This is a genomic window from Kitasatospora sp. NPDC052868 (genome assembly GCF_044547105.1).
Classification (GTDB): Bacteria; Actinomycetota; Actinomycetes; order Streptomycetales; family Streptomycetaceae; genus Kitasatospora.
In genome coordinates this window covers 452,933-471,538 of sequence record NZ_JBITZW010000002.1, presented here as the reverse complement: position 1 = coordinate 471,538, position 18,606 = coordinate 452,933, and the positions used below count along the sequence as shown (strand labels likewise).

At 74.4% G+C, this 18,606-nt stretch carries 12 protein-coding genes; 7 read left to right on the top strand and 5 right to left on the bottom strand.

What is annotated here, in order from left to right; genetic code table 11:
- Position 1 precedes the first annotated feature (1 nt).
- From ACIGZJ_RS05720 to ACIGZJ_RS05705, 4 genes are all read left to right on the top strand, one after another.
- Positions 2-3,730: a DUF5682 family protein gene (locus tag ACIGZJ_RS05720; protein ID WP_396456091.1), complete on the top strand. Its 3,729-nt coding sequence runs from the start codon at positions 2-4 to the stop codon at positions 3,728-3,730.
- Positions 3,727-5,760: a hypothetical protein gene (locus tag ACIGZJ_RS05715; RefSeq protein WP_396456090.1), complete on the top strand. Its 2,034-nt coding sequence runs from the start codon at positions 3,727-3,729 to the stop codon at positions 5,758-5,760. The genes ACIGZJ_RS05720 and ACIGZJ_RS05715 overlap by 4 nt, the downstream gene beginning before the upstream one ends.
- A gap of 120 nt (positions 5,761-5,880) precedes the next feature.
- Positions 5,881-6,378, top strand: a complete 498-nt coding sequence (locus ACIGZJ_RS05710; protein WP_396456089.1) for a MarR family winged helix-turn-helix transcriptional regulator — start codon at positions 5,881-5,883, stop codon at positions 6,376-6,378.
- A gap of 513 nt (positions 6,379-6,891) precedes the next feature.
- Positions 6,892-7,551: a DUF1062 domain-containing protein gene (locus ACIGZJ_RS05705; protein WP_396456088.1), complete on the top strand. Its 660-nt coding sequence runs from the start codon at positions 6,892-6,894 to the stop codon at positions 7,549-7,551.
- 176 nt (positions 7,552-7,727) lie between these two features.
- Here the strand turns inward: ACIGZJ_RS05705 and ACIGZJ_RS05700 are convergent, their stop codons facing one another.
- The 5 genes from ACIGZJ_RS05700 to ACIGZJ_RS05680 form a co-directional block, all read right to left on the bottom strand.
- Entirely contained in the window at positions 7,728-8,294 is a 567-nt protein-coding gene (locus tag ACIGZJ_RS05700) for a GTP-binding protein (protein WP_396456240.1), read from the bottom strand.
- 95 nt (positions 8,295-8,389) lie between these two features.
- Positions 8,390-8,770 (bottom strand): DUF742 domain-containing protein, encoded by a 381-nt coding sequence (locus ACIGZJ_RS05695; protein ID WP_396456087.1) that lies wholly within the window; start codon positions 8,768-8,770, stop codon positions 8,390-8,392.
- Positions 8,767-9,198, bottom strand: coding sequence for a roadblock/LC7 domain-containing protein (locus tag ACIGZJ_RS05690; protein WP_396456086.1), 432 nt, complete (start codon positions 9,196-9,198; stop codon positions 8,767-8,769). Before ACIGZJ_RS05690 ends, ACIGZJ_RS05695 begins: the two co-directional genes overlap by 4 nt.
- A complete protein-coding gene (locus ACIGZJ_RS05685; protein ID WP_396456085.1) occupies positions 9,198-11,171 on the bottom strand; it encodes a sensor histidine kinase in 1,974 nt (657 codons plus the stop codon). The genes ACIGZJ_RS05690 and ACIGZJ_RS05685 overlap by 1 nt, the downstream gene beginning before the upstream one ends.
- A gap of 394 nt (positions 11,172-11,565) precedes the next feature.
- The gene (locus ACIGZJ_RS05680; RefSeq protein WP_396456084.1) at positions 11,566-12,846 is read right to left on the bottom strand and encodes an acyl-CoA dehydrogenase family protein; all 1,281 of its coding nucleotides are present in this window, start codon (positions 12,844-12,846) and stop codon (positions 11,566-11,568) included.
- A gap of 410 nt (positions 12,847-13,256) precedes the next feature.
- Here ACIGZJ_RS05680 and ACIGZJ_RS05675 point away from each other — a divergent pair, with 410 nt between their 5' ends.
- The 3 genes from ACIGZJ_RS05675 (at position 13,257) to ACIGZJ_RS05665 (ending at position 18,548) form a co-directional block, all read left to right on the top strand.
- Complete coding sequence (locus ACIGZJ_RS05675; RefSeq protein ID WP_396456083.1) at positions 13,257-14,318, top strand: GAF domain-containing protein; 1,062 nt, start codon at positions 13,257-13,259, stop codon at positions 14,316-14,318.
- Positions 14,319-14,582: 264 nt separating this feature from the next.
- The gene (locus ACIGZJ_RS05670) at positions 14,583-16,100 is read left to right on the top strand and encodes a lipase maturation factor family protein (RefSeq protein WP_396456239.1); all 1,518 of its coding nucleotides are present in this window, start codon (positions 14,583-14,585) and stop codon (positions 16,098-16,100) included.
- A gap of 204 nt (positions 16,101-16,304) precedes the next feature.
- A complete protein-coding gene (locus ACIGZJ_RS05665; RefSeq protein ID WP_396456082.1) occupies positions 16,305-18,548 on the top strand; it encodes a hypothetical protein in 2,244 nt (747 codons plus the stop codon).
- Positions 18,549-18,606 lie beyond the last annotated feature (58 nt).

Genomic DNA, 18,606 nt, shown 5'->3' with positions numbered 1-18,606 from the left:
GATGAGCAGCGCGGTGATCACCGACGGCTCCTCCCGGGAGGCGGTCGAGGCGCAGGCGGCCGAACTGGCCGCCACCGGGGTGGCGCGTCCCGGGCCCTACCTGATCGGGGTACGGCACCACGCGCCGTCGCTCAGCGCCGTGGTGCCCGCGCTGCTCGACGCGGCCCGGCCCGAGGTCCTGCTGGTCGAGCTGCCCGCCGAGTTCCAGCCCTGGCTGGAACTGCTGGCGGCCGAGGACACCCGGGCGCCCGTCGCCCTCGCCGCCGCACCCGGTGCGGACGGGCCGTCGCAGGACGCTCCGTCGCCGGACGCGGTGGGCGAGGGCGCCGCCGGGCTCGCCTTCTACCCGTTCGCCGACTTCTCGCCCGAGCTCGCCGCGCTGCGCTGGGCCCGCCGAAACGGCGTCGAGGCCATCGCCTGCGACCTGCCGCTCGCCCACCGGGCACAGGCCCGCCGCACGCCCGGCGGGCCCGGGCCGGCACCGGACGAGCAGCCGGGCGTGGCCGACGCGCTGCGCCACCGGCTCACCGGGCGCGCGGACGACGACGACCTGTGGGACCGGTTGGTCGAGACCGCCGCCCCCGGCTCCCCGCCGGAGGCCGTCCGGCGGGCCGCCCTGCTGGTCGGCTGGGCGATGCGGCGCGACGCGGCGCAGGGCGCCGGCGTCGACCCGTACGACCTGCGGCGGGAGGCCTGGATGCGCACCCGGATCCGGGCCGCGGCGCAGGGCGGTCGCCGGGTCGCCGCCGTGATCGGGGCGTTCCACGCACCGGCGCTGCTCGACGCCCTCACCGAGTCGGACCAGCCGGACCAGCCGGACCGGCCGGATCAGGCGGAAGCCCGGCCGGCCGGCGGCGGCCACGTCGTCTCGCTGATCCCCTACACCTACCCGCTGCTGGACGCCCGCTCCGGCTACCCGGCCGGTATCCGCGACCCCGAATGGCAGCACACCGTGCTCGACGCGGTCGGCGACCCGGAGCGGCTCGCCGAGGCGCTGGCACTCACCGCCGTCCGGATCTGCGAGGCCCTGCGCACCCAGGACCACCCCGCCGGACCGGCCGACGCCCGCGAGATCGTCCGGCTCGCCGGAGACCTCGCCCGACTGCGCGGCCTCGCCGCCCCGGGCCGGGGCGAACTGATCGAGGCGGTCCAGACCGTGCTGGCCCAGGGCGAACCACTCGGCCGGGGCCGGGCGGTGGCCCGCGCGCTGGAACGCGTCCTGGTCGGCACCCGCACCGGCCGGCCCACCCCGGCCGCGCCGCGCAGCGGCCTCGCCCCGGCCACCGAGGCCCTGCTCGCCGAGCTGGGCCTGCCCGACCCGGGCGACCCGGCGGCACGCGAACTGCGCCTCGACCCGCTGCGCTCCCGCCTCGACCGCCGCCGCGATCTGCTCCTGCACCGGCTCGCCGCCTGCGGCGTCCCCTACGCGGAGCCGATCAGCGGTACCGGAGCGGGCGGCACCGAGACGGTCGGCGCCCGCTGGCGCGCGGAGTGGACCCCGGCCGTCGCCGCGATGCTGACGGTGGCCGGTACCCGTGGTGTCACCCCGGCCCAGGCCGCCGAGGGCGCCCTGCGCGAGCAGTTGCGCCGCGAGCAGCAGGCGGACGGTCCGACGGCCCGGCAGGTCCTCCAGGGGCTCGCCGACGCCGCCGCCTGCGGTCTCCCCGCCCTCGCCGACACCCGGCTGGACCAGCTCGCCGCCACCCTCCCCGAGAGCGGCACGCTGCCCGAACTCCTGGACGGACTCGCCCTGTTGGACCGGCTGAGGGCCGGCCACGTGCCGGGCCTCGCCCCGGATCCGGCCGGTGGCGAGGCCGGCGGTACCGAGTCCGGCGGGGCCGACAAGGCCGGCGCTGACCCGCGGGCCGCGGCGCTGACGGCCGCCGGCGAGCTGCTGACGGTGGCGGCCGTACGGCAGTTGGAGGGCCTGGGCGGCTCCGACGATCCGCAGGACGCCCGGGCGCTGGTCGATCTGGCCCGGCGTGCGGACGAGTCCGGAGGGCTGCGGCTCGGCCACACCCTGGCCGAACTCGCCGACGGGGGAAGCCCGCTGGTCCGCGGAGCGGCGGGGGCGGTGCGGGTACTGCTCGGGCACCAGCCGCCGACGGTGTTCGGGGAGCGCGCGGCCTCCTGGGTCGACGGCGCCACCGGCCCGCAGACGCGGCAGGCGCTCGAGCGCTCGCTGGTCGGCCTGCTCACGGCGGCGGAGGGGCTGTTCGCCACCGCGCCCGAGGTGCTCGAACCGGTACTGGAACGGGTCACCACGCTGTCCGACGAGGCGTTCCTGGACCGGCTGCCCGCCCTGCGCGGCGGCTTCGACACCCTCAGCCCGGCCGCGCGGGAGCGCCTGCTGACCCTGGTCGAGGAGCGCCTCGGCACCCGGCTGGGCGCCCTGCCGGACACGGTCGACCCCGCCCTGCTGACCGGCTGGGCCCGCGCGGACCTCGCCGCCCGTGCCGCGCTCGGCCGACGCGGGCTGCTGCCGGCGCCGGCCGGCCCCGCCGCTCCCGTCGGCACCCCCGGCCTGGCGCAGGGCCATGGGCCGACGCAGGCCGCCGACCCCGGGCCGGCGCTCGACTCCGGGGATGGGTCCGACCGCGTCCTCGCTCCCGCCGAGCGGTGGCGGCTGCTGCTCGGCCGACCGGGCGCCGGCACCGGTGGCCGGTCCTCCCGGCTCGCCATCGCACTGGACGAGCTCTACGGCACCGGCCGCGGCGAGGGCTCCGGCCCCGGCCTGGACGGCCGCGGCGGCCCCGGCGGCAACCGGGGCGGCCGCGAGGCCCCCTACCCGGGTGTGCGGGAGTGGGCGGAGGAGCTGGCCGTGCTGTTCGGGCCGGGCATCCGCGAGGAGGTGCTGGCCGCCGCCGTCGCCCAGGGCCGGACGGACGCGCTGGACGCGATCGACCCGAGCGCGGTCCGCCCGTCCGTCGACCTGCTGCGGACCGTCCTGGAGCACGCGGGCGGACTGCCCGAGGCCCGCATCGCCGGGCTGCGCCCGCTGGTCCGCCGCCTGGTGGACGAGCTGACCAGGGAGCTGGCGACGAGGCTGCGCCCGGCCCTGACCGGGATCAGCGTGCCGCGGCCGAGCCGCCGTCCGGGCGGCGGCCTGGACCTGCACCGGACGATCCGGGCCAACCTCGCCACCGCCCGCCCCGCCCGGCCGGGCGAGCCGGAGGCGGGCACGCTGATCGTCCCCGAGCGGCCGGTGTTCCGGACGAGGGCCCGCAAGGCCTCCGACTGGCGGCTGATCCTGGTGGTCGACGTCTCAGGGTCGATGGAGTCGTCCACGGTCTGGGCGGCGCTGACGGCCTCGATCCTGGCCGGGGTGCCCTCGCTGAGCACCCACTTCGTCGCCTTCTCCACCGAGATCGTCGACCTGACCGAACGGGTGGAGGACCCGCTCGGCCTGCTGCTGGAGGTCAGGATCGGCGGCGGCACGCACATCGCGGCCGGGCTGAAGTACGCCCGGGAGCTGGTGACGGTGCCGTCCCGCACGCTGGTCGCGGTGATCAGCGACTTCGAGGAGGGCGGCCCGATCGGCGGGCTGCTCACGCAGACCCGGGCGCTGGTCGACTCGGGCTGCCATCTGATCGGCTGCGCCGCCCTGGACGACACCGGGGTGGCGCGGTATTCGACGGCGGTCGCGAGCCGCCTGGTCGCGGCGGGGATGCCCGTGGCGGCGCTCAGTCCGCTGGAACTGGCCCGATGGGTGGGGGAGAAGGTCCGATGACGGCGGCGACGGAGGAACAGAGGGCAGACCGGCCCGGTGGCGACTGGCCGGCCGTGCGGCCGGAGGTGGTCGCCGAGGTGGTGGCCGGGCTGTCGGCCCGGCTGCAGAAGCGGCTGGACGGCGCGGCCGCCAAGCTGGCCGTCCGGCCGGTGAGTCGCTCCGGTGACGAGTGGCGGATCGAGGTGGACGAGGAGACGGCGCTCGTCCTGCACGCGCCGGGCGGCGTGGTCGCGGCGGCGGAGGACGTCCGCTGCGGCTGCCTGCTCGCGCCCGCCTGTGTGCACCGGGCCGCGGCGGTGACGGTCTGCCGGCTGGCCGACCCGGGGGAGGGCGCCGAAGAGAGCGCGGTGGGGGACGCGTCGGCGGGGGCACCCTCCGGCGCAGCCGAGGCAGCAGCCGTGCCATCGGCCGGCGCCGAGCCGACGGCACCGAGCGCCGAACTCGCCCCCGCCGAGCGGGAGTCCGCCCACCACCTGCACCGGGCGGCGGCCGCCGTGCTGGCCGCAGGGGTCAGCGGAGCGGGTGCCGTTCTCCAGGCGGAGCTGCTGCGGGCCGCCCACCGCGCCCGGCTCGCAGGGCTCCACCGCCCGGCCGCCGCAGCCCTGGCGGTGGTGACCAGAATGCGCGCGGCCCGTTCCGGGGAGCCGGACCACCGGCTCGCCGACCTGGCCGCCGGGCTGCGCGAGCTGCTCGACCTCACGTCGGCCCTGACCTCGGTGCCGGCCCCGGCCACCGCCCCGACGGGGCACGCCGACCTCGCCGAACTGCGCGGGGTCGCCCGCCAGGCGTACCAGGAGGCGGGCGGTCTGCGGCTGTACGGGCTGTTCGCGGAGCCGGTGCTGACGGCCACACACGCGGGCGTGCTCAGCTGGGCGGTGGACTCCACCGGACGGCTGAGCACCGTCGCGGAGGTCATGCCGCACGGGGACGCGACAGCGGCGGCGCCGCAGGCCGTCGGGGCGGGCAACCGCGCGGTCCGGCTGGGCGACGCCTCGCTCGGTCACCGCGAGTTCAGCCGCGCCGGGCTGGCCGTCCAGGGGGCGACCAGGTCCGTCAACGGGCGGCTGGGCGCGGGCGCCTCGGTCCGGGCGGTACGCGCGGCGGGGGCCGGCTGGACGGCGGAGCCCCTCGCCGCACTGTGGGCCGAACCGGTGGCCGCGCAGGTCGACCGGGCCCTGGCGGCGGCGGCCCTGCCGTACGAGAGCCGCCCGGCCGGGAGCGACCTGCTGTTCCTGGACGTCACGCTGCTCGGGGCGGCGCCGTCCGGGCCCGGTGGCGGTCAGCGGCTGCTCGCCGCCTGCGGCGGACGGGTGGTCGCCCTGCTCGCGGGGCACGAGCACCCCGGGCTGGCCTTCCGCGGAAACCAGGCACTGCTGGCGACCGGGCCGGGCCTGCGGCTGCGGGTGATCGGGCGGCTGCAGCGCGCGGCCCGCCCCGAGCTGCGGCTGCTCGCGATCGGCGAGCCGCCCGAGCCGTCCCAGCCGCCCGAGCCGTCCCAGCCGTCCGAGCCGTCCCAGCCGTCCGAGCCGTCCCAGCCGTCCGAGGTGCCGGGGATACCCGAGTCGGCGCCGACCGCTCCGGCCCTGGCGCTGCCGGCCGACCGGGCGGGCCGGGTCAACCTCGGTCTGGAGCGCATGCAGACCGCCGACCTGACCCCGGGATCCGTGGGCGAGCAGTCGGCCTCGCTGTCCGTGGGGAGCGGTCCCGACGCCCCGGTGCACCTGCTGACCCGCCGGGTGGAACAGGCGGTCACCAGCGGTCGGCGGGCCCTGGCACTCGGGGCGGGGACGGCCTTGGCCGATGCGGCGCAGCTGCGGTCGGCGGGCCTGGCCACGGGGGCGGCACTGCTGGACGGTCTGCGCGCGGCCGCGGCGGACCAGCCCCGGGACGTGTTCGGCCGGGTGGTGGCCGAGGACCACGGCGCCTTCACTGCGGCCTGGCTGGCCGCCGCCTGCTACGGGGAGGAGCTGGCCTCGGCACTCTGCGCGGGGGGCTGGGGCGAGCCCGACCCGCAGGAGGCCGAACTATAAGGAGAACTATTTGCACAGGCAGCTAATCCGCGCCGACTGGCATACTTGAGTGAACGGGGGAGTCGAAGCCCCGGGGAACAGCAGGCAACAACGGGGAACACGGGAACGGAGGGGCCGGCCATGGGCATCCACGACGAGGCCGCCGAGGTCCGCGCCAGCGGCTGGCGGACGCTCGCCGCCCTGCACGGCCTCATCGACGCCGCGCTGGAGAAGGCGCTCCAGGCCGAGCTCCGGCTCTCGGTGGTCGAGTACACCGTGCTGGACGCACTGTCCCGGCAGGACGGCTGGCACATGCGGATGCAGCAGCTCGCCCGCGCGGCCGCGCTGAGCAGCAGTGCCACCACCCGCCTGGTGACCAGGCTGGAGGACCGGGGACTGCTCAGCCGCTACCTGTGTGCGGACGACCGGCGCGGCATCTACACCGAGCTGACCCCGCAGGGGCGCGAGCTGCTCACGGCCGCCCGCCCGGTGCACGACGCGACCCTGGAGGCCACCCTCGCGAAGGCCACCGAGCTCCCGGAGCTGGCACCACTGGTCCACGCCCTCGACGAGCTCAAGCCGACCACCACCGCCGCCCCCACCGAGCCCGCAACGGTGACCACAACGACCACCGCCTGACGGGTCCCAGGGGTCGGAGAGCACGGCTTCCCCGGTTCGTCCGGACTTGCCTCGCCGAGTCGTGAAGCGACTTTCTGATGGTGTTACCGTCGCGCTGCGCCGGTCGGCCCGGCCGAGCCGGGGACAACGAGGGGGCCAAGTGCCGTGACGGGTACGCGAACCTCTCCGACCCTGGGCCTGGAGACGACTCAGGCATTCCAGGGCGGCTGCGGACGGGCTCCGGGTCGCGCTCGAAGTCCTGGTCAGGTTTCAGGCCAAGCCGAACAATCACCGGATCATCTAGCCCGGTAGGAAAACAGGTTGCCGCAGGCAGCGGGCTGGATCACTATGGCCCGCATGGACCTGTGAGATGCCACGTACTGACAACTGAACCTGTCGCGCGTACGACCCTCGGAGCCTGAGTACCCGGCTGCCGTAGCGGTCGGTCGCGCCCGCGTGTGCATTTCCAGATGCTGGGAGCCGCGGCCCTGGGCTGCGAGAGCTCCCGCTCAGCCATGAAAGCAACCCATACTCATGAATATCGACCGCAAGGCCCAGTGGGTCGTGCGCCAGTCCGGCCTGCCCACGATCGTCCGCCGCTGCCCCGACTGTTCCAGCACGCGGCACCACCCCTCCGGCAAGATCCGGGTCAACGCGAACGGCAAGCTGCTCGACGTCTGGCTGCTGCTGAGCTGCGACGGCTGTGCCCGGACCTCGAAGGCGCCGGTCCACGAGCGCGTGCACGTCTCGGCGCTCAAGCCTGCCCGGCGGGAGGCGTATGAGGCCAACTCGCCGGCGATGGTCCGTGAGTTGGCGATGAGCGCGTCGCTCGCCACGAAGAACGGCTACCGTCTGGACTGGGCCGGTACCTGGGCGCTGGAGACCGACACGCCCGGCCCGGCGCTCGACGGGCCGGGCCCGCTCACGGTCCGGGTGGCCTTCGAACTGCCCGCACTGGTCCGGCTGGAGCGGCTGCTGATGCTCGGCCTCGGGCTCAGCCGCCGCGGGATACACCGCCTGGTCGAGGCCGGGCGCGTGCAGCTGCCGGTGCCCGTGGACGGAAAGGTGCACCAGGACTTCGAGTTCACCGTTGCCGGGGCTGCTCCGGTCGGCCCCGGCCTCCTGGTGGAAGCCCCGCACCTGGTCGCCCGGCAGGTACGCCAGGACATGCTGGCGCTGGCGGCCGAGCGCTGATCACGGCTGATCGCAGTTGATCGCAGCTGCGATCAGCCGACCGCGCCTCGTGGATCCGGGTGCGTCCGGAACGGTCCGGACGCACCCGGTAGCCGGTGGCTCAGACGCGTCGGCGGTGGCATATCCGCGCCGACCGCCCATGGCCGCTGAACCTCCTGGAATCGGTCGGACAGGGCCTAGCGGCGTGCGGCGAGGGCGTTCGAGTGGACGCGGTCGAGCAGGGCGAGCAGGAGCTCCTTGCTGGAACCGCGCTCGCGGACGTCGCAGAGCAGGACCGGGACTGCGGCGTCCAGGTCGAGGGCGCGTCGGACATCCTCGGGAGTGGACTCGCGGCGGCCGTGGAAGCAGTTGACCCCGATCGCGAACGGGATGCCGCGCTGTTCGAAGAAGTCCACGGCGGCGAAGCTGGACTCCAGCCGGCGGGTGTCGGCCAGCACGATCGCGCCGAGCGCGCCGAGGGCGAGGTCGTCCCACATGAACCAGAAGCGGAACTGGCCCGGCGTGCCGAACAGGTAGAGCACCAGGTCCTCGCGGATGGTGATCCGGCCGAAGTCCATCGCGACCGTGGTGGTGTCCTTCCCCTGGACGCCGTCGAGGCTGTCGACCCCGATACCGGCGCGGGTCAGCCGTTCCTCGGTCTGCAGCGGTTCGATCTCGCTGACCGAGCCGACCATGGTGGTCTTGCCGACGCCGAAGCCGCCGGCCACGAGGATCTTGACTGCGCCCGGCACCAGGCTCTGCATCGTCAATTCGGGTCTCCTGGAGGGGAACTGGAAGACTTGAGGGGAACTGGAAGAGGTGTCGCGAGGGTGGGGTGGAGGTCCGGGCGCGGGGCCGGTCACAGTCGGCGGACGCCCTCGATCACGGCCTGGATCAGCGAGATGTCGGGTGCCTCGGCGAGCTGGACGGGCGCCCGGGTGAGGATCAGCCGTGCCTGCGCCAGGTCGTCCAGCAGTACCTTGACCACGCTCACCGGTAGGTCGAGGATCGCCGCGATCTCGGCCACGGCCAGCGGGTGCTCGCGGCAGAGGTGGAGGATCGCGGCCGGCTCGGGGGGCAGCCGGGTGGTGTCCGTACACGGGTCGGCGGTGGCCACCAGGGTGATCAGCGCGAAGCCGTCACGGACCGGGCCGGTGCGCCCGTTGGTGATGGTGTAGGGGCGGACCAGATGGCCCGCCTCCTTGTCGAAGAACCAGGCCTCCTCGAGGTCGGTGGTCACGCACCGTCACCCGTGCCGGCCTGGTCGGCATCGCTGCGCGGCGCCGCGGTGAGGTACTGGCCGACCTGCTTGACCAGCATGTTGATCTCGTAGGCCATCAGCCCGGCGTCGACCAGCTCGCTGGTCAGCACGGCGAGCCGGGCGCCCTGTCCGGCGGTGGTGACGAACAGGAACAGCCGGTCCATCTCGATCACCGTCTGCCGTACCCGGCCGCCGTCGAAGCGGTGGCCGGCGCCGCGGGCGAGGCTCTGCAGTCCGGAGGCGACGGCCGAGAGGTGTTCCGCGTCGGCGCGGTCCAGGCCCTGGGAGAGGCCGACCAGCAGGCCGTCCTCGGAGAGGACGACGGCGTGGCGGGTCTCCGGGACTCGCGCCACCAGCTGGTCCAGCAGCCAGTTGAGGTCGCGCCGGGTGTCGGTGTGCTGCGTCATCACTGCTGTTCCTTAGCTGCGGAGGGTGCGGCCGGTGCAGGGGGGTATGCCGGTGCGTCCGAGTCCTGGTACGCCGCGCGGGCGGTACGGGTGCCGTGCTGGATGGCGGCCATGGTGGCGCGGGAGCGCTGGGGTGAGGGGTCCTCGTCGGCGGGCCGGGCACTGGCCGGTGCCGGCGCGTAGGCGGCCGGGGGAGGCGGCGCGGAGCCGGGTGCGGCCTCGCGCAGCTGCTCGGCGAGGCTGGCGTTGCGGACCCGCCGGGGCAGGACGCGCGGGGTGCGCAGCTCACCGTCCGGGCCGTGCTCCGCCTGGTCCGCCTGGGCGCGTTCGTGCGTGGGCGTCCCGGGGGCGGCCGTTCGGCGCTCCGCCGGACCGACCCCGGGGGCGCCACCCGAGCCGTCGTACAGACCGGAGTTCGGACCGGAGTCCGGACCGGGGTTCAGGCCGCCGCCCGGGGTGTCGTACGGCATGCGTGGTGCGGGCCTGGGGACGACCACGGCGCCGGGTATGCCGGGGATCGGTGAACCCACGGGCAGCCCGTTGTGGGCGGGAGCCCCGCCGCCCGCCGGACCGCCGCCCGCCGGACCGCTGTCGATCGGACCGCTGTCGATCGGACCGCCGTCGATCGGACCGCCGAGCATCCCGGCCAGGGCGCCCGACAGCTCCTCGCCGATCCTGCCGGTCTCGCCGAGCCCGTCAATCCCACCGAGCCCATCGGTGCCACCGAACCCACCAGCCCCACCGCCCCCGCCGTCCACGACCGCCTCCGGCTGCGGCACCGGCTGCGGCACCGGTGTGCGGGTGACCCGGGCGCCGGACGGCAGCCCGTGCACCGAGGAGGCCTGCTCCGCCTGCTCCAGCAGCACGGCCGGCACGAGCACCACGGCCCGGGCGCCGCCGTACGGGGAGGGCCGCAGGGAGACCCGGATGGCGTGCCGGGCGGCGAGCCGCGCCACCACGAACAGGCCGAGCCGCAGGTCGTCGCCGAGCGCGGAGACGTCCAGCTCCGGCGGGTTGGCCAGGTAGTCGTTGAGGCGCTCGTACTCCTCCTCGGTCATGCCGAGGCCGCGGTCCTCCACCTCGACGGCCAGGCCCTTGGGGACCTCCTGCGCGGAGACCTGCACCTGGGTGTAGGGCGGGGAGAAGGTGGTGCCGTTCTCGATCAGCTCGGCGACCAGGTGGATCACGTCGGCGACGGCCTGCCCGCTGAGCGAGACGCGCGGCACGCCCTGGACGACCACCCGGGAGTAGTTCTCCGTCTCGGACACGGCGCTGCGCAGCACGTTGACCACGGGCACGGCGTTGCGCCAGCGCCGGGCGGGCAGCGCGCCGCCGAGGATGACCAGGTTCTCGGCGTTGCGCCGCATCCGGGTGGCCAGGTGGTCGACGGCGAACAGCTCGCGCAGCAGCTCGGGGTCCTCGTGTTCGCGCTCCAGGGCGTCCAGCATGCTGATCTGGCGGTGGATCAGGATCTGGGTGCGGCGGGCGATGTTGAGGAAGACCTTCTTCGTTCCCTCGCGGCCCTGCGCCTGGTGCACGATGGCGGCGACGGCGGCCTGGCGGACGGCGGCCAGCCCGTCGGCGGTCTGCTGCAGCTCGTCGCCGGCCCGCCGCGCGGGAGCCCAGGCGGGCGGCGCGGCGAGGGTCTCGCCGGACCGCAGCCGGCCGACCACCTCGGGGATCTCGTGCCGGGCGAGCGCGAGGGTGTCGGAGCGCAGGGCGGCCAGCCGGGCCGGCAGTGTCCGGGCGGTCCGCACTCCGTGCGCCAGGCTCCAGAGCAGCACCACCGCGACGGCGGCGCTGACGGCCAGCACGGTGTCGCGGTGCCCGGAGCCGCGCAGCAGGTAGGCGGCGTAGCCCCAGGCGGCGGCCAGGCCCAGGCAGGGGACCAGCGCGAGGGCGAGGAGCGAGCTGCGGAGGGAGCCGGACCGGCCGGCGCGGTGGCCCGTGCGGGGGGCCGATATGCCTGGCATCTGATTCCTTGTTGCAGAGCCGAACGGCGGGGTCGCCCGTGCGCGTCCGGCCGAGGCTCAGGGCCGCCAAGGCCGGTGGTGCCGGTGGATACCCGGCGAGTTGACGCTGTGTCAGTGATCGGGCGGGGGTGCAGCGCGGCCGCCGACTGCGTGCACGCTACCAGCCCAAGGTGGCCTTATCGCAACATCAACTGACGATAAGTAAGCGGTTGGTGACTCGGAGATCGCCCCTGTGGCGCACCCCTGTTTGCGGGATCGTCCCAGGTCGGCGCGGCCTTCCGGGGGGCACTGACGGCTTTCCGGGGACGCCGGCCGGTCTCCGGAAAGCCGTCAGGGACAGGTCAAGATCCATGTGCTGAAGGGGTCGGTCGCCGAGCAGTTGGTCGGCGGGTGTTCAGCCCGCCAGGGGGATGCTCAGCAGCGTCGCCCGCATCGAGCGCTCGGCGTCGGCCTCCGCCTGGGCCTCGCGCTGGGCGAGTTCGGACCAGGCCCAGCCGGCCAGGCCGGACAGCTCCACCGACCACTGCTTGCCGTAGGTGCCCGCCGCCACCTGGCCCAGCCGCAGCCGCTGGACGTCCGAGGTGCCGGCCGGCGGGTAGAGGTGGGTGGCGTCGCGCAGGTAGCGCTCGATGTGGAACTCGGCCTGCAGGCCCCGGGCGGCATGGATCTCCATCGCGTTGCGGGCGGAGTCCAGGGTGTACTCGGTGTTGATGAGCTTGGCGTTCATCAACTCGGCGTCGCAGGCCTTGCCGTGGTCCAGCAGGTGCGAGGCGTGGTATGCGGCGAGCTTCGCGGTCATCAGCCGGGACTGCATCTCGCCGAGCTTCAGCGCGATGTTGGACAGGTGGGACAGCGGCTTCCCGTAGAGCACGCGCGACTCGGCGAAGCGCACGGTGTCCTCGACGATCGCGACGTGGATGCCGAGGGCGACCGCGGCCAGGTTCAGCCGTCCGTACAGGGTGGAGGAGGAGTAGGCGACGTCCAGGCCCTGGCTCTCCCGGCCCAGCCGGTTGGCGGCGGGGATCCGGCAGTTCTCGAAGACGATCTCGCCGAAGCTGAATCCGTGCAGACCGCTCTGCGAGCCGAGGGTGCCGGTGCGGAAACCCGGGCGGTCGCTCTCCACCAGGAACGCCGAGAGGCCCCTGCTGCCGGGGCCGGTGCGGAACACCACCCCGTGCACGTCGCCGATGTGGGAGTTGCCGACGAACCACTTGCGGCCGTCGAGCACGTACTCGTCGCCCTCCCGCCGCGCGGTGCCGGCCATGCCGAGCACATGGCCGCCGGACTCGGGCTCGGTGACGGCGATGGTCGGCAGCGACTCGCCGGAGGCGAACCGGGGGAGCCACTTGTGGCGCTGGGCGGCCGAGCCGAAGTGGAGGACCTTGGCGACGCCGAGCTGCGAGGCCTGCGCCACCGCGCCCATCGCGGCGCTGACCCGGGACAGTTCCTCGACGATGACGGTTTTCGCGAGGTGGCCGAGGCCCAGCCCGCCGTACTCCCGTGGAATGGTGACGCCGATCCAGCCGCGACGGGCAATCGCCCGGGAGAGTTCGAACTCGACCTGACGGTCGGTCTCCATTCTGGCCACGTGTGGACGCACCTCCTTCTCCGCGAACTCACGGACCTCCGCGCGGAGGCTTTCGTGTCGCTCGTCGGTGAAGTAGTCCATCGCCATGCCTGGATCCTCTCGGTGGGTGTGGTCGTGCCTCCGTCCGTGCAGCCGATCCCGAGCCGACCGCCCGAGAGGGTGGGGCCTGATTAGCGGTCAGTTGCCCGGCGGCAGGCTTCACCCGCGGCAGGGCAGGCGGTTTTCCCCGGTAACCACCCGTCGGTTCGGCAGGGCTCATTGTCGTATGAGGGCTTGTATCCCTCCAGAGTGGATCTTGGAATGGCGCGAACAGGCCGATCCGGAACGGGGGAGGATTGAAACCCCCGGCCGATGGGAAACGATCTTCCCTTGCTTCACCGGCCGTTCGGGTGGTCGTTCACGTGCGACTTTGGCTGTTCATCAGCAAGAGATCTCAGCATGGTCGGAAGCGCCAACCGCCTCGGATGTCTGATTACATGTGCGCCATGACTGATGTGATGAGCACTCAAGGCCAGTTCCCGGGTGCCGCCGGTGAGTCCGAGCGGACCCGCAGGTTGCGCAGCCTGGGTCTCAACGAACCGACCGCGGACGAGGCCTTCGACCGCTTCGCTCACCTCGCCGCCAGCATCACCCGCGCCCCCATCGCGATGGTCAACTTCATCAACGACGAGCGCCAGATGTTCCGGGGGCTCTACATTCCGCCAACCTCGTCCGATTCCGCGGCCGACGGAAGTTCCTCCTGGGCCGACCGCGGCATCGCCTTCGATCTCCCCACCCGGGAAATGCCGTTGAGCCACGGCTTCTGCCCGCACGTCGTCGCCCAGCGCTCCCCGCTCGCCCTCGACGACATCCTCGCCTACCCCCGGTTCGCCGGGAACCCGGTCGTCGACGAACTGGGCGTGCGCTCCTACCTCGGGGCCCCGCTGGTCGACGACACCAGCACCGTCATCGGCACCGTCTGCGTCCTCGACCGCGAACCCCGGCAGTGGGGCCGCGAGCGGCTGCGCGACATCCAGCACCTCGCCGAGGCCCTGCTCTCCGAGATCCGGCTGCGCGACAACCTGCTCGCGCAGCAGCAGGAGATGTTCGCGGCCTTCGACGGCTCGCCCTTCCCGATCATCCTCACCGACGGCCCCGGCCACGAGATCCGCTACGCCAACGCCCAGCACGCGGACGTCTTCGGAGTCCCGGCGGCATACGGCTCGGTCGGCCAGGCCTACCCGCAGCTCGCGGCGGCCGGTCTCCAGCAGGCCGTCGCCGAGGCCTTCCACACCGGGCGGACCACCGTCCTCAACGAGGTGCGCATCGAGTCCGTGCGGCCCGACGCCCAGCGGAGCCGGCAGGTCTTCAGCTTCACCTGCAGCCCGATGCGGGCCCCCCGCACCGGCCAGGTCAGCGGCGTCGTCACCGTCGGCATGGACGTCACCGCCCAGTCCCGCACCGAGGAGGAGCTGGGCACCCTCGCCGCTCTGCTGGTCGACCGCCTCCAGCAGAGCGGCGCCGCCCCCGGCCGCCAGCGCCTCGGCGCCGGCGAGACCAACCCCGTCCTGCCGGGTTGAGCCCCGGCCCGCACCCTCCGCCGTGGCGGGGAGCCTCTCACCCCCGAGGAGAGGATCCCCGCCACTGTGCTTTCCACAGGGGGCGGGGCGCCGCGGCTGTCCGCAGGGGCCGGGGTGCCGCGCCGGAGTCGGGAGCGGACCGGGCCGGCACCGGAGTGGACCGTCAACAGACCGGTGCCCGAGCGGTGCCGGACGGGTGAACCGCCCCGGGTGCGCGCCGGACCCGGCCGCCGGGCGGCGCACACGGTGGTAGGCATGGGCCGCATGGAGTGGTTCGCGGCGCCCGAGTACTGGCTGAGCAGGCTGCTCGTCCAACGGCTGCTCGCCGCCCTCTACCTGATCGGGTTCCTCGCCGCCGTCGCCCAGTTCCGGGCCCTGATCGGCGCCCAGGGCATGCTGCCGGTACCCCGCTTCACCGCCAGGGTCCCCTGGCGCCAGGCGCCCGGCCTGTTCCACCTCCACTACTCCGACCGCTTCTTCGCCGCCGTCTGCTGGACCGGCGCCGCGGTGTCGGCCGCGCTGGCGGGCGGCGCGGGGGACGCCGTCCCACTCTGGGCGGCGATGGCGCTCTGGGCCGTGCTCTGGGCGCTCTACCTGTCGATCGTCAACGTCGGCCAGACCTGGTACTCCTTCGGCTGGGAGTCGCTGCTGCTCGAAGCGGGCTTCCTGGCCGTCTTCCTGGGCAACGAGGACACCGCCCCGCCCGTCCTGGTGCTGTGGCTGCTGCGCTGGCTGGTCTTCCGCGTCGAGTTCGGCGCCGGCCTGATCAAACTGCGCGGCGACAGCTGCTGGCGCGACCTGACCTGCCTGCGCTTTCATCACGAGACCCAGCCGATGCCCGGCCCGCTGAGCTGGTTCTTCCACCACCTGCCCGCCCCGCTGCACCGGGTGGAGGCCGCCGCCAACCACTTCACCCAGCTCGTCGTCCCGGTCGGCCTCCTCCTTCCGCAACCCGTCGCCGGCTACGCGGCCTGGATCGTCATCGCCACCCAGCTGTGGCTGGTCGCCTCCGGCAACTTCGCCTGGCTCAACTGGCTGACCATCACCCTCGCCCTGTCCGCCGTCGACACCGCGCGGCTGGGCGCCCCGGCGCCGCCCGCCTACCCGGGCACCCCGGTCTGGTACCTGGTCCTGGTCATCGCCCTCACCGCCGCCGTCGCCGTCCTCAGCTACTGGCCGGTGCGCAACATGGTCTCCCGCGGGCAGGTCATGAACCGCTCCTTCAACCGCCTGCACCTGGTCAACACCTACGGCGCCTTCGGCAGCGTCAACCGGATCCGCCAGGAGGTCGTGGTCGAGGGCACCGAGGAGGCGGTCCTCACCCCGCACACGGCCTGGAAGGAGTACGGCTTCAAGGGCAAACCCGGCGACGTACGCCGTCTGCCGCGCCAGTACGCCCCCTACCACCTGCGGCTGGACTGGCTGATGTGGTTCGCCGGCATCTCGCCCGCGTACGCCCGGCCCTGGTTCCTGCCGTTCGTCGCCCGCCTGCTGGTCAACGACCCCGCCACCCTCCGACTGCTGCGCCACAACCCCTTCCCCGGCTCCCCGCCGACCCACGTCCGGGCGACCCTCCACCTCTACCGGTTCACCGATTGGCGCGAACTGCGGGAAACCGGCGCGTGGTGGCACCGGACCGAGCTGTACGAGTACCTCGCGCCCGTCAACCTGGACACCCTCACCCGATCCGGGTACCGACCACCACTCGGGCGGCGGATCCGGACGGTGCCGATCAGCCGTCCGAAGGGTGAACGGCGCCACCCGCCCGGCCCTCCCGAGTAGCGGCCAGGCGGGCGGTATGGCACGCCACACCGGTCCGTCAGGCGGTGGGTGCGTGCAAGGCTCGAACGGGCACCCGTATTCTTGGCCTCCACAACCGGTAGGCCGACCGCGCGCGCCCAGCCCTCCCGCCGGGGTCCGCGCACAACCGGTCCGCCGTCCCCCTCGCCGCCAGCCCCGCCGCCGTCGCCCAGAACCGGACCTCACATGACAGTGCTTCACTCGCGCAACGCCGACGCCGCCGACGCAGCCTCTGCCACGGACGCCGCGGACGCCACGAACCCGGAGCAGGCCCGCGGCCAGGAGGCCACGGCCGAACCCGACCTCCGCGAGGACCTCGGCCGGTACGCCGAACTCGGCGCCTTCACCCTCACCGCCGAGACCCACGCCTGGTACGCGGCCGTCGAGACCGTCGCCACCCCGGAGGACGCCCGCGCCGCCTCCACCGTCCTGGCCGAACTGCGCGGCCGCGACCTCCAGCAGACCTGGGAGGCCGTCACCAGCCTCGCCGCGGACGCCAAGCTTGAGGAGCCCGGCACCGTCGCCAAGGCGGCGCTGCTGGTCGAGCTGCTCCAGCGGGTCCACCGGACCTCCTCGACGCTGATCGGCGCCGCGTACGACGCCGACCTCGACGCCCTCGCCGCCGCCACGGCGGACCGCGGCTGGCGTCGGGAGCGCGGCGTCAAGCTGTCGTTCCTGCGGGTGCGGGCCCTGCGCAAGCAGGCCGCCGCGCTGGTGGTCGGCGGCCGCAAGGTCCGGCCCGAGGACCTGCACGAGGCGCTCGCCTCCGCCGAGATCGAGCGCCGCGCCTGGGCCGTCCTCGCCCCCGAGGGCACCCTGCCCGTCGCGCCCGCCGACGGCGCCCTGGTGGAGCGCACGGCGACCGCGTTCGAGGCGATCAACACCGGCCTGCGGGACCTCGCCCGGCTGCTGCCCGAGCACGACCTGGACGGGCTGCCGTTCGGCGAGCTGATCGATCTGGTGGAGCGGCTGGCCGCGGACGAGGGCACCCTCTACCGCCTGCCGACCATCCGCACCCTGCGCACCTCGCTGGAGGAGGCCGGCCTGACCGAGCTGCTCGGCGAGCTGACGGCGTCCCGCGCCGACCGCCGCGCCGCCGAGGCCGCGTACGGGGCCCGCCAGGCGCTCGCGGGCGGGCAGCGGGACGGGCTCGCGGGGGCGGAGACCGCTACCGCCGAGACCGTCGCTGTCACCGAGAGCACCGAGAGCACCGAGAGCACCGAGACCGTCGAGAACACCGAGACCGTCGGTGCGGACGTCGCGGAGGAGGCGGCCACCGAGGCGGAGGTCGCCGAGGCCGTCGAGGCCGTCGAGGTTGCTGAGGCTGCCGACGCCGATGCCGACGCGGTCACCGCCGTAGAGGCCGCGGTCGAGGTTGCCGTCGAGGTCGATGCGGTCGTCGACGAGCCGGTGGTCGAGGAGCCCGTCGCCGAGGCGCCGATCGTCGTCACGCTGCCGGCTCCGTCCCCGGCCGCCGACGACCTGGTGGCCGCTGCGGTCGTCGCCGTCTCGGTGCCGGAAGAGGTTGCTGTCGAGGTCGAGGTCGAGGCTGAGATCGCCGAGGACGCTGTCGAGCCGGCCGCTGAGGCGGATGCCCCGGTCGAGGAGGCCGAGCCCGAGGCGACGGCAGTCGAGGCCGAGGTGACCGAGGTTGAGGCCGAGGTGACCGAGGTTGAGGTCGAGGCCAAGGTCGAGATCGGGATCGTCGTCGAGGGCGAGCCGACCGTGGTCGAAGCGGATCCGGCCGAGGCTGTGGCCGAGGAGGCCCCGGCTGAGGTTGTCGAGGCCGAGCCCGTCGCCGAGGCCGAGCCCGTTGCCGCGGTCGAGGCGCTCGTCGCCGAGGAGGCTCCGGTCGAGGCGCTGGAGACCGAGGCTGCCGAGGTCGCCGAGGTCGAGCCCGTTGCCGAGCTTCCGGTGGCCGAGGAGCCGATCGCTCCGGAGGAGACGGTCGCGGACGCCGCCGTCGAGGTCGAGGTCGAGGACGCTCCGGTCGAGGCTGTCGAGGCCGAGCCGGTCGTCGAGGAGGTCCCGGCCGAGGTGGCCGAGGTCGAGCCCGTCGCCGAGGCAGAGCCCGTTGCCACGGCCGAGGCGCCGGTGGCCGAGGTGTCCGAGCCGGAGCCCGAGCTCGCGCCCGAGCCGGTGGTCGAGCCGGAGCCCCAGACGGCCGCTGCCGTCGAGCCCGAGCCCGAGCCCGAGCCCGAGCCCGCTGCCGCCGGGCGCCCGGAGAAGCCGGACTTCACGCCCGGCCGTCCGGTGACCGCCTACTCGGCCGAGGAACTGCTCGCCGTCGTCCGCTGGGTGGACGGTGACGGTGTCGACCGCAGCGAGGAGGAGCTGCTGCGCGCGGCGATGAAGGAGCTGGGCTTCGCCCGCCTCGGCCCGCGCATCAAGGAGGCGCTGGGCACGGCCGTCGCCGACGCCCGGAGCTGACCGGCTGGAGCTGACCGCCCCGAGCTGACCGGCCGCAGGGCCGAACGGAACACCGCGG

What these genes read in the sequence shown, in the direction of transcription:
- ACIGZJ_RS05690 (WP_396456086.1), bottom strand. Translation starts at nt 9,198, where the DNA reads ATGACGCAGCACACCGACACCCGGCGCGACCTCAACTGGCTGCTGGAC.
- ACIGZJ_RS05720 (WP_396456091.1), top strand. Translation starts at nt 2, where the DNA reads ATGAGCAGCGCGGTGATCACCGACGGCTCCTCCCGGGAGGCGGTCGAG.
- ACIGZJ_RS05715 (WP_396456090.1), top strand. Translation starts at nt 3,727, where the DNA reads ATGACGGCGGCGACGGAGGAACAGAGGGCAGACCGGCCCGGTGGCGAC.
- ACIGZJ_RS05675 (WP_396456083.1), top strand. Translation starts at nt 13,257, where the DNA reads ATGAGCACTCAAGGCCAGTTCCCGGGTGCCGCCGGTGAGTCCGAGCGG.
- ACIGZJ_RS05685 (WP_396456085.1), bottom strand. Translation starts at nt 11,171, where the DNA reads ATGCCAGGCATATCGGCCCCCCGCACGGGCCACCGCGCCGGCCGGTCC.
- ACIGZJ_RS05670 (WP_396456239.1), top strand. Translation starts at nt 14,583, where the DNA reads ATGGAGTGGTTCGCGGCGCCCGAGTACTGGCTGAGCAGGCTGCTCGTC.
- ACIGZJ_RS05680 (WP_396456084.1), bottom strand. Translation starts at nt 12,846, where the DNA reads ATGGCGATGGACTACTTCACCGACGAGCGACACGAAAGCCTCCGCGCG.
- ACIGZJ_RS05710 (WP_396456089.1), top strand. Translation starts at nt 5,881, where the DNA reads ATGGGCATCCACGACGAGGCCGCCGAGGTCCGCGCCAGCGGCTGGCGG.
- ACIGZJ_RS05700 (WP_396456240.1), bottom strand. Translation starts at nt 8,294, where the DNA reads ATGCAGAGCCTGGTGCCGGGCGCAGTCAAGATCCTCGTGGCCGGCGGC.
- ACIGZJ_RS05665 (WP_396456082.1), top strand. Translation starts at nt 16,305, where the DNA reads ATGACAGTGCTTCACTCGCGCAACGCCGACGCCGCCGACGCAGCCTCT.
- ACIGZJ_RS05705 (WP_396456088.1), top strand. Translation starts at nt 6,892, where the DNA reads ATGAATATCGACCGCAAGGCCCAGTGGGTCGTGCGCCAGTCCGGCCTG.